Genomic DNA, 15,737 nt, shown 5'->3' with positions numbered 1-15,737 from the left:
TTCCCCAGCCCCGCCAGCGGGTGCTGGCGGGCTTTCACTTGAACTGGCTGTTAAGGAGTAAGCAATGAACCGTATCTACAGACGTGTGTGGAATCGAACCCGCCAATGCTGGGTTGTCGCCAGCGAACTGGCGTCGACCGCAGGTAAGCCGCGGTCAACGGCTGCGGGCGCAGTGTTGCTTGGGCTTGTTCTTGCGGTTCCCTCTGCGGAAGCCAGCGACATCATCGCGGCTGATGAGTGCGATGAGTCCATCTGGCAGGCGCTTTGCCTGAACGCGGGGGGGCGCGCAGGATCCTCTTCCGCATACTCGCTGTTCTCAGCTACGCCACGTGCGGGCATCAATGCGCTGGAACTTGGCTATCAAGCAAAAGCCAATGGCTATGGCAGTTCGGCCGTGGGTCCGGAAGCGAAGTCCGAAAACTTCTACTCCGCTGCGTTCGGCTGGAGGGCGCTTGCCGGTGCATCCTACAGTGTTGCCGCGGGTGCCAACGCTCAGGCGACCGAGTCCTTCGCCATAGCGATGGGCAGGGATTCAAAGGCATCCGCCATGAGTGCAGTTGCTATTGGTGGTCAGGCCGCCGCCAGTGGACGATCATCGGTCGCACTTGGAAGTTCTGCAGTTGCCTCAGCCGAGACCGCACACGCGCTTGGCTACCTCAGTCAAGCAACCTCACAGTACGCGACCGCGGTGGGGGCCGTCTCCAAGGCATTCGGCGCATACTCAATCGCGGTGGGCAACCACGCGACGGCCATTGGCGACGACGCCATCGCAATTGGACGAAGCGCGAGGACCGTGGACAGTTCCGCTGGCGTCTCGCGAATTGCCATCGGTGGTGGAGCGTTTGCCGGAACAGGCGGCTATACAGGAGCCATCGCTATTGGTGGCTCTGCCAGTTCGGAGTACGACGGAGTTTCAATTGGTTACGGTGCGAAGGCAGCAGCCTCCAGTAGCGTCGCGCTGGGGGCTCATTCACAGGCCAACGAGGCCAATTCCATCTCTGTTGGCAATGGTTCGATCAAGCGGCGCATCGTGAATCTGGCCGACGCACGACTGTCGACAACCAGTACCGATGCGGTAACGGGCAAGCAGCTCAATGCCACCAACGGTAATGTAGCCAGTGCTCAGGCCGCAGCCGATGCTGCAAAGGCGACGGCCAGTACGGCCAATACCAATGCCAATACAGCGTTGGCCAAGGCCAATGCGGTCAGCGGCCTGGTCAGCCAGGTCTCGGCCAGTGGCAACGTGCGCCTGGGCGGCGAGAACACCGGCACCGTGCTGGATGTCCGCAACAAGTCCAATGCTGTTCGAAGCATCACCGGCCTGAAGGATGCGGCGCTTTCTACATCCAGCACTGAGGCCGTTACCGGTAAGCAGCTCAATGCAACCAACGCCAATGTGACGACTGCTCAGACGGCGGCCGACGCCGCGAAGACGACGGCCACGGCAGCGCAGACCACGGCCACTACGGCCAACACCAACGCCAATACAGCGCTGGCCAAGGCAAATACGGTCAGTGGCCTGGTGAGTCAGGTATCTGCCAGCGGCAACGTACGCCTGGGTGGAGAGAACACCGGCACGGTGCTGGATGCCCGCAACAAGTCCAATGCGGTGCGCAGCATCACCGGCCTGAAGGATGGGGCACTGAGCACATCAAGCACGGAGGCCGTGACCGGCAAGCAGTTGAATGCCACCAACGGCAACGTTGCCGCCGTGAAGTCCACGGCAGACGCAGCGCAGGCGCGCGTGGCGGTACTGGATGGCCTGGTGGGGCAGGCATCGGCAAGTGGCAACGTGCGCCTGGGCGCAGACAACACCGGCACCGTCATCGACGTGGCCAACAAGGCCGGCGCCAAGCGCAAGCTGCAGAACCTGGCCAATGGCGTGCTCAGTGCGTCCAGCACGGATGCAGTGACCGGGCAGCAGCTCAATGCCACCAATAGCGAAGTGACCAGCGTGCGCACGGCGGCAACCGCGGCGAAGACGGCGGCCGACGCCGCCCGTGGCGTGGCCGATGGCGCTGTGCAGAAGGCTGATGCCTTGGGCGGACTGGTGGGGCAGGTGTCTGCCAGTGGCAATGTCCGCCTGGGTGCAGAGAACACCGGCACCATTGTGGATGTCGCCAACAAGACCGGAGCCAAGCGACGCGTCTACAACATCGCCAACGGCACGCTGAGTGCAGGCAGCACCGACGCGGTGACCGGGCAACAGCTGTTTGCGACCAATGCCACGGTGGAGACACAGCGACAGGCTTTGGCTGGGCACGCGCAGCAGCTGACGGATCAGGACGGGCGTATCACCGACAACCGGGTCGAGCTGGATGCGCTGCGTGCGGACTTCGATAACTTCGATCCGGATCTGGATGGCGTGGTCAAGTTCAGTGCTGATCGTCACCTGGTGGACATGGAAGGTGCGCGCGTATCGGGGGTGGCAGCGGGGGATATCAGTTCTGCGGCCAGTACGGATGCTGTGAATGGTGGGCAGTTGTTTGCGACCAATGTCCGAGTTAGTGAGCTCGAGCGAAACGGGCGATTCCTGAGCGTTGGCTATGACGATGAGAGTATTGATGCAGATGCCGGTCTGTTTGGGGTTGCGTTGGGCGATTCGGCAAAAGCCTCGCTGGGATCTGAGGGCGGAGTGGCAATAGGAAGCTTTGCGGTTGCAGGTGCGTTCAACTCAGTCGCGATAGGAAGAGGTGCGGTTGTCGCAGAGGGCGCAGAAAGAGGCTTTGCGTTGGGAGTCGGTTCCAACGTGTATGCAAAAGAAGGCGTCGCTTTTGGTGCATTGAGCCGTGTCATAGCGGGCGCTGATGGCGCAGTGGCACTGGGTTCCTATTCAATTGCAACCGAAGCAAATACTGTTTCAGTTGGGAACGGCTCTGTAAAAAGGCGCCTGGTAAACCTTGATCGTGGCATTTCCGATCACGATGCGACCACCGTTGCGCAGCTCAACGAAGCTCTTGCTGGACTCGGTGGCGGTGCAGGCCTGGATGCTATCGGGAACGTTGTTGGGCCTACCTATAGCGTGCAAGGTGGCAAGCAGGACAATGTCGGAGACGCCCTGGCTGCACTCGATGGGGCGGTGGTCAGGTCAGACCGCCGCGTAGATGGCCTCGAAGGTCAGCTGCGTGCGACGTTCCAACAGTCGCCCTCGACCCGGGCGGATGGCGTTGGTCAGCTGAACTTGGCAGGTACGCATGGCATGGTTCTGTCGAATCTGGCCGATGGACGCATTGCGGCAGGCAGCCGTGATGCGGTGACTGGTAGCCAGTTGTTTGAGACGAAGCAAGATATCGCGCGCAACCGCATCCATCTGGAGGAACTGAAGTCGCGTGGTTTCATGGAGGCGTCAGATCCTGATGGCGTGGTCGACTTTGGGGGCTCTCGTCTAACTGGAGCCGCCAAGGGACGCATTGATGGCGAGAGCAGCGATCTTGTCAATGGAGGTCAGCTGCATGAGACGAATCTTCGTCTCTCGAAAGTTGAAGCTGATTCGGCCTGGCTTGCGGTGGGCACTGACGACCAATCACGCGGGGCAATTGCTGGAGCGCTAGGTGTGGCTCTTGGTGGTGATGCAGTTGCTGGTGGAACCGGAGCGACAGCTCTAGGGACCTACGCCACGGCGGAGGCAACCAACTCCATTGCGCTGGGCAGGGGGGCTTGGGTTTCAGAGAGTGGCTTCTATGGATTCGCCGTGGGGAGTGGATCCCGTGTCAACGCGAGATTCGGTGTTGCTATTGGTGCAGCTAGCCAAGTCCTCGGCGGCGCTGACGGGAGTGTTGCATTGGGGGCTGAGTCTGTCGCGGATCAGATGGCCACAGTTTCTGTTGGCAATGACTACCTGAAACGCCGAATTGTCAACGTGGCCAACGGCCGCAACACCAACGACGCAGCCACCGTCGGCCAGCTCCGCGGCGCCCTGTCCACCCTTGGCGGGAACATCGACGCCAACGGCAACGTCACCACCCCCGGCTTCAACATCCAGGGTCAGCACCAGAGCACCGTCAACGACGCACTCACCACCTTGGACTCCGCCGTAGTCAGCACAGGTTCCCGCATGGACCGCGTCGAAACCCAGCTTCGTTCGGTCTTCCAGGAAACGCCCTCCACCCGCAGCGACGGCACCGCCCAGCTCACCCTGGCCGGCGCCAACGGCATGGTCATCTCCAACGTGGCCAATGGCCTGATCGCCGCTGGCAGCCGAGAGGCCGTCAACGGTGGCCAGCTGCATGCCGTGCAGCAGCAGCTCAATGGCCGCATGGATGGCCTGGAGCAGCGCGTGGATGGCCAGCCGCAGTCGCGTGCGCTGGCTACGGCTTCGGCCGCGCCCACCGAACAGGCCACGCCAACGCCGGAAGCCAGCGATTCGCCGCAGGTGGCTTCGGCAGGCGAGGGGGCCTCACCCGCGCCGCAGCCGAAGTCGAAGAAGGACGACACGCCGTCGCCCACGCCACAGGTCGATACCGCTGAACTGGAGAAGATGCTGGCCCGCGCCAACGAGTACACCGATGGCGCCATCAGCAACTTCGAACGCCGCCTGGACAAGATGGACAAGCGCTTCAACCGCATGGCGGCGATGAGCAGTGCGCAGACGGCCATGGCCATGAACACCGCCGGCCTGGCCACCTACAACCGCCTCGGCGCGGGCGTGGGCTATGCCGAAGGCGAATCGGCCATGGCGGTGGGCTACCAGCGCGTACTCAACGAAAAGGGCTCAGCCACCTTCAGCCTCAATGGTGCGTTCACCAACAGCGGTGAACGCAGCATGGGCGTGGGTGTGGGCGTCGGCTGGTAAGCCATGCGGCCCCGGCGTGGTGCGCGTAACAAACCCCGCCGCGCCGGGGTCCTTGCCGAGGAGAAGGCAATGTACAGATGGGTAAGTGGAATCGTCAGCTATCGCACGTTCTATATCTGGCGGGCGCGCTTTCGCTACTACACCCGGAACCTGGATCTGTGGACGCTGATGAGCGGGCTATGCATTGCCGGTCTGCTGCTGGTGCTGTGGTACCTGTGGCAGATGCTGGGCGTACCGCCGCCGCGCGTGCAACCGAAAGCCGCGGCGCTGCGCATCGAAGGCGTCACCCGCGAGGCGATCCATCGCATCGTGCTGGTGCGTCACGCTGGCAGCACGCGGGGGGCCGAGTTCACCACGCCGGAGGACGTGCGGGCGAGTACGCTGCGCACGATGCGGGTACGGCAGGTGATGGACAGCGAGGTGGTGTGGCGTCTGAAGGCCGACATGCTGGCGGACATCGCTGACTACATCAACGTCACAGGCGGGTGCTTCCCCTACGACTGCCGGCAGATTCGGGATCGGTTGGACCCCGTGCGCAAGGCCGCTGTGGAGAATGCGCAGATCAACGCCTCACTGGCGACGATCCTGGACGTGCCGCTGGACCAGATGCCGCTCTTGAAGGGCGGCGAGCGTGAGCGGGTGAAGAGTGGGTGGTCGGATACGTTCAACGACGTCTACTTTCAGGCCGGCTTGCTGCGGGACCTGCAGGCCATGCATGCGCATATGATGCGGGAGTATCCACAGCGGGCCCCCGCGCCCTGGTTGCCACAGTTGCTCAGCGACCCGCTGCGCGATACCCGTTTCGTCTGGTAGCGGGAGCATGATGGGCGCCATCTGCCAGAGCAGGTAGCGCAGCTTTTGTAGAGTCCAGCCGCGCTCGACTGCTCTTCGGCCAGCAACCGATTGCCTGAAGCACGGTGCGGACCAACGGTCCGCACCCACCAAAGGCAGGTACTGCTGCGCTCGCCGGCCATGGGCCGGCGCTGCCGTCATCCGCCGATGTACGCGGTGATCTCGGCCTCGGCCAGCACCTGCCGCAACTGCGCGACAGACGCGCGCCGCATCGGCTTTTCGTCCACCGGCGACAACGGCGCCTGGCGCAGGGCATCGTAGGGCAGCACGGCCAGGTCGAAGGTCAGCTCCTCGGCACTGAACACCCACACCGGCACATCCAGGCTGCGCTCGCGATCCATGCGCAGGCGACGCGTCCGCGATTCGGCGGGAATGCCGTGTTCGTCCAGGAAGCGGTGCACGGCTTCCGGGTCGTCGCTGTGCAGGTGCAGCTGCACGGGGCTGTTGGCGTCGGCGGTGCCCTCCAGCACCGGGCCGGCCAGGCGAGGGGCGAAGCCGTGCAGGAACTCCAGCGCACGCATGGCGGCCTCGCGGCGGCGCTGCAGTTCGTTGCCGTGTTGGGGGCCGGAGAACAGCCGCTGGTACTCGCGCAGGGCGTCTTCGATCTCGGTGTTGCGGGGCAGGGAGGCATCGTCGTGGATGCCGAGCCGGCTGGCGGCCTTCAACTTGGCCTGGTGGTAGTCGCGGATGCCGCCTTCGGCCATCAGGCGGGCGGCTTCGTGGGCGAGGCGGTGGCGACGCTCGCGGGTCTGGCTGGCAGCATGCTGACGGGCGCGATGCATGCGATGACTCCCTGTTGCGACCTGGCTACAGAGTAGCGCAGGGATGTGACATCTGCGTGGGTATGGCGCAGAGATGCCAACCAACGGTTGGCACCCACCAACGCTTTGGTAGGTGCCGACCTTGGTCGGCACGGGGCGCCAACCAAGGTTGGCGGCTACCAGAGCAGCGCGGGACCGTGCCCGGCGGATGCATTGGTGCCAACCAAGGTTGGCACCCACCGACGCTTTGGTAGGTGCCGACCTTGGTCGGCACGAGGCGCCAACCAAGGTTGGTAGCTACCGGAGCCGCATCGGTGCCAACCAAGGTTGGCACCCACCTGATCCTTCCTCAGAAGATGTCAAACGCGGCGGCGTCGGCCTGCGGCGTATTGAGGTTCAGGTCGTAGTCGGTCAGGCGGTCCATGTCTTCCACCTTCACCCATTCGGTCGCGCCGTTGAGGGTGGCCTGGACCATGCCGCTGGGCGGCTCGTTCTGCGCGATCGGGGTGTCCTTCAGCGCGGTGCGCATGTAGTCGATCCAGATCGGCAGCGCCGCCTTGCCACCGTACTCGCGGTAGCCCAGCGAGCGGAAGTCGTCGCGGCCCACCCACACGGTGGTCACGTACGGGCCACCGAAGCCGGAGAACCAGGCGTCGCGGTGGTCGTTGGTGGAGCCGGTCTTGCCGCCCACGTCCTCGCGGCCGAGCACCTTGGCCTGCACGCCGGTACCGCGCTGGACCACGTCGCGCATCATCGACACCAGCTGGTAGGCGGTGCGGGCGTCGATCGCGCGCGGGGCGGTGCGGGCATCGGGGTTGGCCGGCGTGGCCGGGGTTTCGGTCTTGGCTTCGGCCTTGGCCGCAGCCGCCGGGTCCACCTTCGGGGCCGGGGCGCCGAAGTTGAAGCCGTCCACGACCTGGTTGACCGGCTGGTCGCTGCTGCCGGCACAGTCGCGGCAGGCCAGGGCGGGGTTTTCCTTGAACACCAGGTTGCCGTCGCGGTCGTTCACCTGGTCGATCAACCAGGTATCCACCCGCGAGCCGCCATTGGCGAACACGGCGTAGCCACGGGCCACCGACAGCGGGGTCAGCGAGGCGGTGCCCAGTGACATCGACAGGTTCGGCGGCAGTTCGGATTCGGCGAAACCAAATTCGCTGATGTACTTGCGCGCGTAGTCCACGCCCATGCCGTCGAGCAGGCGCACCGAGACCAGGTTGCGCGACTGCACCAGCGCCTCACGCAGGCGCATCGGGCCGCGGAAGCCGCCGCCGTCGTTCTGCGGGGCCCAGGTCTTGCCGCGGCGATCGCGGAACACGACGGGCGCGTCGAGCACGATCGAGGCCGGGTTGTAGCCCTTGTCGAAGGCCGCGGCGTAGATGAAGGGCTTGAAGCTCGAACCCGGCTGGCGGCGGGCCTGGGTGGCACGGTTGAACTTGTTGCCGGAGAAGCTGAAACCGCCAACCAGCGCCTTCAGTGCACCGCTGTGGGCATCCAGCGAGACCAGCGCGGACTGGCCGCGCGGGATCTGGTCCAGCAGCCACTCACCTTCCTTGGCACCGGCACGCACGCGCACGATGTCGCCGCGCTGCACCAGCTTGCCCGGGGTCTTGTTGGTCCACTTGGCGGCGCCGGCCGGCAGCACGATCTCGCTGCGGTTGGCCAGCACCACGGTGGCGCTGCCATCGGAGCCGGTGCTGGCGACGATCGCCGGCAGCAGGCCGGCCTGGCCGTACATGCCGCGCAGGTGCTCGGCCAGGGCGGCGGCGTCTTCGCCGGCACCCACCTGCACCTGCTTCTCCACGCCGTGCCAGCCGTGGCGGTGGTCGTACAGCAGCAGGCCGTCGCGCACCGACTGGTTGGCGGCGGTCTGCAGGGTGGAGTCGATGGTGGTGGTGACGTGGTAACCCTTGTTGACCACATCCCCGCCGAAGCGGGCGATCATTTCCTGGCGCACCAGTTCGGCCACGTACGGCGCGTCGACCTGCACCGGCGGCTCATGGGCGGTGGCGTGCATCGGCACGGCCTTGGCCGCGTCGGCTTCGGCCTGGCTGACGAACTTCAGGTCGGCCATGCGCTGCAGCACGTAATTGTCGCGGCGCTGGCGGGCGCGCTCCGGATTGGAGATCGGATTGCCCGAGGACGGGAACTTGGGGATGCCGGCCAGCGAGGCCATCTCGTCCAGGTCCAGCTCGTTCAGCTTCTTGCCGTAATAGAACTCGGCGGCGGCGGCCACGCCGTAGGCACGATTGCCGAAGAAACTCTTGTTCAGGTACAGCTCGAAGATCTCGTCCTTGCTCAGCTCGGACTCGATCTTCCGCGCCAGCAGGATCTCGGCCAGCTTGCGGGTGTAGCTGTACTCAGAGCTGAGGAAGAACTGGCGGGCCACCTGCTGGGTGATGGTGGAGCCACCCGGCACGCGCTTGTCGTTGGTGGTGGCCAGCAGCCACACCGCACGGCCGATGCCCATGTAGTCCACGCCGCCGTGCTCGTAGAAGCGGGCGTCCTCGGTGGCCAGGAAGGCCTGCTTCAGGCGCTCGGGCACGTCCTTCATGGTGATCGGGGTACGCCGGGTCTCGCCGAACACCGCCATCAGCTTGCCGTCGGCGGCATAGACGTACATCGGCTCCTGCATTTCCACGTCGCGCAGGGTCTGCACGTCGGGAAGCTTGGAGGACACGGCGTAGTACAGACCGCCCACGGCGGCCGCGCCGATCAGCGCCAGGACCAGGACAATCAGGAAGATCCAGCGCAGCCAGCGGCGGAGTCGAGTCATCGGGTTCAGATTCCGATTGCGAATTTCGTGGTCGCAGAGTATAGATTACGCAAGGTGGCGGCTGGGGTCGGCACCGGGGAGCGCAAGGGGAACAGTCAGGGGCTGCATGGTGAATCCGTGAGGGACTTCACAGCAGGGCCGTTGCCATTTGCTAAGAATACGTTATTAATGCTCGGGCGCAGGTCTTGCGTCCAAGTGCCCGTCGGCAGGGGAGAAACCGTGGGGCTCATCCCAAAAAGTCAGTCGCCGCTTGTAGGCGTCGACATCAGTTCGACTGCGGTAAAGCTTTTGCAGCTGTCCCGCAGTGGCAACCGTTTTCGTGTGGAACATTACACCGTGGAACCTCTTCCGCCGAACGCGGTGGTGGAGAAGAACATCGTGGAAGTGGAGGCCGTGGGTGAGGCCATCCGCCGTGCGATGAACCGCTCGGGGAGCAAGGCCAAGCTGGCCGCTGCCGCCGTCGCCGGTTCGGCGGTGATCACCAAGGTGATCCCGATGCCGGCCGAGCTCGACGAGAACGACATGGAAGCCCAGATCGAGCTGGAAGCGGTCAACTACATTCCGTACCCGATCGAGGAAGTGAACCTGGACTTCGAGGTGATCGGGGCGATCCCGAACAACCCGGAGATGGTCCAGGTGCTGCTGGCCGCGTCGCGTTCGGAGAACGTGGAACTGCGCCAGTCGGCATTGGAGCTGGGGGGCCTGCAGGCCAAGGTGATGGACGTGGAGGCGTTCGCGGTCGAGAACGCCTATGCCCTGGTGGCCAGCGAGCTGCCGGTGTCCATCGAGGGCGTGGTCGCGCTGGTCGATATCGGCGCCACCATGACCACCCTCAACGTCCTGCGCGGCGGCCGCAGCCTGTACAGCCGCGAACAGGTGTTCGGTGGCAAGCAGCTGACCGACGAGATCATGCGCCGTTACGGCCTGAGCTACGAGGAGGCCGGCCTGGCCAAGCGCCAGGGCGGGCTGCCGGAAAGCTACGAGATGGAAGTGCTGGAGCCGTTCAAGGAAGCTACGGTCCAGCAGATCAGCCGCCTGCTGCAGTTCTTCTATGCAGGCAGTGAGTTCAACCGCGTTGATCACATCGTGCTGGCCGGCGGCTGCGCCGTGCTGGGTGGCCTGCCGGAGATGGTCGAGGAACAGCTGGGCGTGCCGACCGTGGTCGCCAATCCGCTGGCACAGATGACCCTGGGCCCGAAGGTGAACGCACATGCGCTGGCCCAGGATGCCCCCGCGCTGATGATCGCCACCGGTCTGGCGCTGAGGAGCTTCGACTGATGGCACGCATCAATCTATTGCCCTGGCGCGCCGAGCGGCGCAAGCAACGCCAGCGCGAGTTCTACGCAATGCTGGGCATGGCCGCAATCGGTGGCCTGCTGCTGTCGCTGCTGATCTGGTTCTATTACGACCGGCAGGTGAGCGGCCAGATGGACCGCAATGCCTATCTGGAAGCCGAGATCGAGAAGGTCAAGGAACAGAACAAGGAGATCGATCGCCTCGATGCGCAGAAGGACCGCCTGCTGGCCCGCAAGAAGGTGATCGAGGAACTGCAGGCCAAGCGCTCGCAGATGGTCCACCTGTTCGACGCGTTGGTGCGCACGATTCCCGACGGCGTGGTGCTGACCGCCCTGCAGCAGGAGGGGGACATGCTCACCCTCGAGGGACGCACCCAGTCCAATGCCCGCGTGTCGGCTTACATGCGCAACCTGGAAACCTCCGGCTGGATGACCAACCCGGAGCTGTCGATCATCCAGGCCAGCGCCGGAGACAAGAGTGCAGCCGGCCCGGTATCGGACATCAAGGCGCTGCCGTACATGTTCAAGGTCACGGTGAAGCTGCCTGCGCAGAGTGAAGAGACCGGCACCCCCGGTTTGAACGCCGATGGTTCGGTGGCAACGCCGGCTCCGCCCGCAGTGGCCCCGCTTGCCGCCGGCCCGGATGCAGCGGCGCCTGCTGCACCGGCCGCAGGCCAGCCCGCTGCTGCTCCGGCTGCACCCGCCCCCGCCGCCGCTCCGGTCAACGCACCTGCTGCCACCCCGGCCGCGCCGAACCAGCCGGCAGCCCCGGCTGCCAAGCCTGCGCCGAAGCCCGAGGGCAGCCGCCTGGCGCAGCCGCCGCAGGCCTTCAACGCCCCGCTGCAGGGGGATCGCGCATGAGCCAGAAAATCGATCTGAAGAACCTGGATTTCAACGACATCGGCAACTGGCCGCAGAAGGCCAAGATCGTCTTCTGCTCGCTGTTGGCGCTGGTGATCATGTTCGTTGCGTGGATGCTGCTGATCAGTGGCAAGCGCGATGAACTGGCCAGCCTGGAATCGAAGGAAAGCGATCTGCGTACCGAGTTCTCCAAGCAGCAGGAACGCGCGGTGAACCTGGGGCCGCTGAAGCAGCAGCTGGCGCAGATGGAGCAGGTGCTGCAGCAGATGCTGCGGCAGCTGCCCAGCAAGACCGAAATGCCGGACCTGATCATCGACATTTCGCAGACTGCGCTGTCCAGCGGCCTGACCAGCCAGCTGTTCGAACCGGAACAGGAGCAGGTCAAGGAGTTCTACGCCGAGAAGCCGATCAAGCTGAAGATGGTGGGCAGCTACCACCAGTTCGGTGCGTTCGTCAGTGGCGTGGCCTCGCTGCCGCGCGTGGTGATCCTGACCATGCACGACATCAACCTGAAGCCGGCGGACAAGGCCGGCGGTGGTTCGCGTGCCGGTGCGCTGGAATTGTCCGGCACGGTCAAGACCTACCGGTATCTCGACGAGACCGAGGTGCAGGAACAGCAGAAGGCTGAAGCCGGCAAGGAGGGCAGCAAGTGATCCGTTCCTTCTTTGCACGCTGCGGGATGGCCGCTGCCGTATTGCTGCTGGCTGCCTGCGGCCGTGGCGTGACCAGCACGCCGGGCGATGCGCCGAATCTCGAGAAGTGGGTGGAAGGCGAACGTGCCCGGCCGGCGCAGCCGCTGGAACCGTTGCCTGTGATGCAGCAGTTCGAGACCTTCGAATACTCCGCGCAGGGCCTGCGTGATCCGTTCACCGATGCCTGGACCAATCCGCAGGGGAATGGCGGATTGCGGCCGGATCCGAACCGGCGCAAGGAGCCCCTGGAGGGCTTCCCGCTGGACGCACTGGACATGGTCGGTACCATCGGCACCGGCGGCGGCACCGTCGCACTGGTGATGGGGCCGGACAAGGTGACCTACCGGGTGCGCCCGGGCGGTTACCTGGGGCAGAGCGACGGGCGGGTCACTGCGGTCTTCGAAGACCGTGTGGAGCTGATCGAACTGGTGCCGGATGGCGCGGGTGGCTGGCTGGAACGGCCGGCAACGCTCTCGCTTGAAGATCAATGATCGTTTACTGGGGATAGCACGATGACCTTTCACCAAGCCAAGGGGCTGCGTCCCAACCGGCGCTCTACCTTGAACCGTGTCAGCGCGTTGGGAGTCGCGCTGATGCTGGCCTGCGCTCCGGCGCTGGCCGCCGCACCGGCGGAGAAGCCGGTGGGCACCACCGTCGCACCGGCCGCGGCACCGGCCGGCCTGTCGGTGGCCAAGATCGATTTCAAGCGCGGCGATGATGGCGCGGGCCGCCTGATCGTGCAGTTTGACGGCCAGGGCGCGATCCCGGACCTGCGCACGCAGGGCAACAGCGTGGTGGTCGACGTGGGCAATGCCCGCCTGCCGGCCAACCTGCAGAAGCCGTTGAACGTCGTCGACTTCGCCACGCCGGTGCAGCGCATCGACGCCAAGCCGTCCGGCGCCGGCACCCAGCTGGTGCTGAGCACCGGCGGTGCGGTGGAGTCGCTGGCCTACCAGAGCGGCAACGAATATGTGGTGGAGATCAGCGCGCGACAGGCTCCGGCCGCCGTCGGTGCAGTGACCGCCGGCAGCGTCACCCAGGCCGCAAAGGCCGTCGGCCAGCGTGGCTTCACCGGCAAGCCGGTGACCTTCAACTTCCAGGACGTGCCGGTGCGCACCGTGCTGCAGTTGATCGCCGAAGAGTCCAACCTCAACGTGGTGGCCTCCGACTCGGTGCAGGGCAATGTGACGCTGCGCCTGGTCAACGTGCCGTGGGACCAGGCACTGGACATCGTGCTGCGTGCCAAGGGCCTGGACAAGCGACGCGATGGCAGCGTGATCTGGGTCGGCCCGCAGGCCGAGCTGGCCAAGTTCGAGCAGGAGAAGGAAGACGCGCGCATCGCCATCGAGAACCGCGAAGACCTGGTGACCGATTACGTCCAGATCAACTACCACAGCGCCACCCAGATCTTCAAAGCCCTGACCGAAGCCAAGGGCATCGGCGGCGGTGGCGGTGGTGGCGCAGGTGGCGGTGGCGGTGGGTCGTCGCAGGAGGAAAGCGGCTTCCTGTCCGGCCGTGGCCGCATCGTTGCCGACGAGCGCACCAACACGCTGATGATCAGCGACATTCCGAAGAAGATCGCGCGCATGCGTGAGCTGATCAACGTGATCGACCGCCCGGTCGACCAGGTGCTGATCGAAAGCCGCATCGTGATCGCCACCGATACGTTCGCGCGTGAGCTGGGTGCGCGGTTCGGCATCAGTGGCAGCCGCGACAACGCCTACTTCAGTGGCAATCTGGAAGCCAACGAGGCAACCCGCAAGTCGCAGGTCGAAGCCAATGCGACCAACGCCAAGGCCTACCGCGACTGGCTGGCCGGTGGCAGTACGGGCCCGGCGCCGGTGCCGGTCGGCTCGGCAATCACCCGTGGCCTGAACTGGGCCATGCCGGCGGCGTCCACCAACCCGGCAGGCTCGCTTGCGCTGTCGATCCTCAATGCCGGCTACCTGCTGGACGTCGAGCTGTCGGCCATGCAGGAAGAGTCGCGTGGTGAAGTGATCTCCAACCCGCGCGTGGTCACCACCAACCAGCGCGAGGCTCTGATCAAGCAGGGTAAGGAAATCGGCTATGTGACCATCAGCGCCGGTGCGGGCGGTGTCGCTACGCCGAACGTGCAGTTCAAGGAAGTGGTGCTGGAACTGAAGGTCACCCCGACCATCACCAACGACAACCGCGTGTTCCTCAACATGCAGGTGAAGAAGGATGAAGTGGACCGGCTGATCCAGCTGGAAGGCTATGGCACCGTGCCGTCGATCAACCGCCGCGAGGTGAACACCGCGGTGCTGGTCGAGGACGGGCAGACCGTGGTCATCGGTGGTGTGTACGAGTTCACCGATCGCAACAGCATCAGCAAGGTTCCGTTCCTGGGCGATGTGCCGTTCCTGGGCAACCTGTTCAAGAAGCGTGGCCGCAGCAAGGACAAGGCCGAGCTGCTGGTGTTCGTCACCCCGAAGGTGCTGCGCGTGGCCAGGCAGAACTGAGCCAGCGCACCCGCGATACGAAGAAGGGCCGCCATGTGCGGCCCTTCTTCGTTCATGCCGGACGTAATCCGCGGATGATCCGGTAGATCCACGCCATGCGTGGATGAGTTGCCCGTTCAGCCGTTCTTGATGCCAATCGCAAGGCACCCTGCGATGATGTCGGGAACCCGTGCCGTCCCGCGCCGGTCAAAGGCCCCCATGAACCTGCCACCGCCGATGCCCGAAACCATCTCCCCGCCGCCCGCGCCGGCCACCTCCCGCCTGCATGGCGCCTTCAACCAGCTGCGCGACGCGCTGTCGGCCGAAATCGTCGGCCAGGCGGCCCTGGTCGAACGCCTGTTGATCGCATTGCTGGCCGACGGCCACCTGCTGGTGGAGGGCGCGCCGGGCCTGGCCAAGACCACGGCCATCCGCGCGCTGGCCTCGCGCCTGGAGGCGGATTTCGCCCGCGTGCAGTTCACCCCCGACCTGCTGCCGGCCGACCTGACCGGCACCGAGATCTGGCGCCCGCAGGAAGGGCGCTTCGAATTCGTACCCGGCCCGATCTTCCATCCGATCCTGCTGGCCGATGAAATCAACCGTGCGCCGGCCAAGGTGCAGTCGGCCTTGCTGGAAGCGATGGGCGAGCGCCAGGTCACCGTTGGCCGCCACACCTATGCATTGCCGCCGCTGTTCCTGGTGATGGCCACGCAGAATCCGATCGAGCAGGAAGGTACCTTCCCGCTGCCGGAAGCGCAGCTGGACCGTTTCCTGATGCACGTACGCATCGGCTATCCGGACCAGGCGGCCGAATCGGAGATCCTGCGGCTCGCCCGCGAGCGTGCCCGTGGCGCACTGGGCGAAGCGGCACCCGCACCGGAGAAGCTGCCGATGCAGGATGTGTTCGATGCCCGCCGCGAAGTGCTGGACCTGCATATGGCACCGGCATTGGAACGCTATCTGGTCGAACTTGTGCTGGCGTCGCGTGATCCGTCGCGCTATGACGCCGGCCTCGGGCGCCGCATCGCCTGGGGCGCAAGCCCGCGTGGCTCCATTGCGTTGGAACGCTGCGCACGTGCACGCGCCTGGTTGGCCGGCCGTGACTTCGTCACCCCCGACGATGTGCGTGCGGTCGCCGCCGACGTGCTGCGCCATCGCGTGCTGCCCAGCTACGAAGCCACCGCCGAAGGCTGGGATGGCGAACGCCTGGTGCAGGAGCTGCTGGCCCGGGTGCCGGCACCCTGAGCCCGCG

10 protein-coding genes are annotated in these 15,737 nt (G+C 65.2%); 8 read left to right on the top strand and 2 right to left on the bottom strand.

Annotated elements, in window-relative coordinates; genetic code table 11:
* The first annotated feature begins 64 nt into the window (after positions 1 to 64).
* Together H4O10_RS16175 and H4O10_RS16170 are read left to right on the top strand one after the other, a co-directional pair.
* Positions 65 to 4,792 carry an ESPR-type extended signal peptide-containing protein gene (locus H4O10_RS16175; RefSeq protein WP_080353447.1) on the top strand — a complete coding sequence of 1,576 codons (4,728 nt, stop codon included), beginning with the start codon at positions 65 to 67 and terminating at the stop codon, positions 4,790 to 4,792.
* Between the two features lie 69 nt (positions 4,793 to 4,861).
* Entirely contained in the window at positions 4,862 to 5,605 is a 744-nt protein-coding gene (locus tag H4O10_RS16170; RefSeq protein ID WP_049453335.1) for a hypothetical protein, read from the top strand.
* 176 nt (positions 5,606 to 5,781) lie between these two features.
* On the opposite strand, the gene H4O10_RS16165 is transcribed toward H4O10_RS16170, so the two are convergent.
* Both H4O10_RS16165 and H4O10_RS16160 read right to left on the bottom strand, forming a co-directional pair.
* Positions 5,782 to 6,426, bottom strand: a complete 645-nt coding sequence (locus tag H4O10_RS16165; protein ID WP_006466035.1) for a hypothetical protein — start codon at positions 6,424 to 6,426, stop codon at positions 5,782 to 5,784.
* 328 nt (positions 6,427 to 6,754) lie between these two features.
* Positions 6,755 to 9,178, bottom strand: coding sequence for a penicillin-binding protein 1A (locus H4O10_RS16160; protein ID WP_049453332.1), 2,424 nt, complete (start codon positions 9,176 to 9,178; stop codon positions 6,755 to 6,757).
* Positions 9,179 to 9,397: 219 nt separating this feature from the next.
* Here H4O10_RS16160 and H4O10_RS16155 point away from each other — a divergent pair, with 219 nt between their 5' ends.
* The 6 genes from H4O10_RS16155 to H4O10_RS16130 all read left to right on the top strand — a co-directional run bounded on the left by H4O10_RS16155 (position 9,398) and on the right by H4O10_RS16130 (position 15,730).
* The gene (locus H4O10_RS16155) at positions 9,398 to 10,456 is read left to right on the top strand and encodes a pilus assembly protein PilM (RefSeq protein WP_049453330.1); all 1,059 of its coding nucleotides are present in this window, start codon (positions 9,398 to 9,400) and stop codon (positions 10,454 to 10,456) included.
* The gene (locus H4O10_RS16150; protein WP_049453328.1) at positions 10,456 to 11,334 is read left to right on the top strand and encodes a PilN domain-containing protein; all 879 of its coding nucleotides are present in this window, start codon (positions 10,456 to 10,458) and stop codon (positions 11,332 to 11,334) included. The genes H4O10_RS16155 and H4O10_RS16150 overlap by 1 nt, the downstream gene beginning before the upstream one ends.
* Complete coding sequence (pilO, locus tag H4O10_RS16145) at positions 11,331 to 11,987, top strand: type 4a pilus biogenesis protein PilO (protein ID WP_005410857.1); 657 nt, start codon at positions 11,331 to 11,333, stop codon at positions 11,985 to 11,987. Before H4O10_RS16150 ends, pilO begins: the two co-directional genes overlap by 4 nt.
* A gap of 26 nt (positions 11,988 to 12,013) precedes the next feature.
* Positions 12,014 to 12,517 (top strand): pilus assembly protein PilP, encoded by a 504-nt coding sequence (locus tag H4O10_RS16140; protein ID WP_044571441.1) that lies wholly within the window; start codon positions 12,014 to 12,016, stop codon positions 12,515 to 12,517.
* 21 nt (positions 12,518 to 12,538) lie between these two features.
* The gene (locus H4O10_RS16135) at positions 12,539 to 14,506 is read left to right on the top strand and encodes a type IV pilus secretin PilQ (protein ID WP_005410855.1); all 1,968 of its coding nucleotides are present in this window, start codon (positions 12,539 to 12,541) and stop codon (positions 14,504 to 14,506) included.
* A 198-nt stretch (positions 14,507 to 14,704) separates the two neighbouring features.
* A complete protein-coding gene (locus H4O10_RS16130) occupies positions 14,705 to 15,730 on the top strand; it encodes a MoxR family ATPase (RefSeq protein WP_049404036.1) in 1,026 nt (341 codons plus the stop codon).
* Positions 15,731 to 15,737 lie beyond the last annotated feature (7 nt).

It is taken from the genome of Stenotrophomonas sp. I18B00994, from assembly GCF_014145825.1.
Lineage (GTDB): Bacteria > Pseudomonadota > Gammaproteobacteria > Xanthomonadales > Xanthomonadaceae > Stenotrophomonas > Stenotrophomonas maltophilia.
The sequence above is the reverse complement of the archived record's forward strand: the minus strand, read 5'-3'. Positions and strand labels throughout refer to the sequence as shown.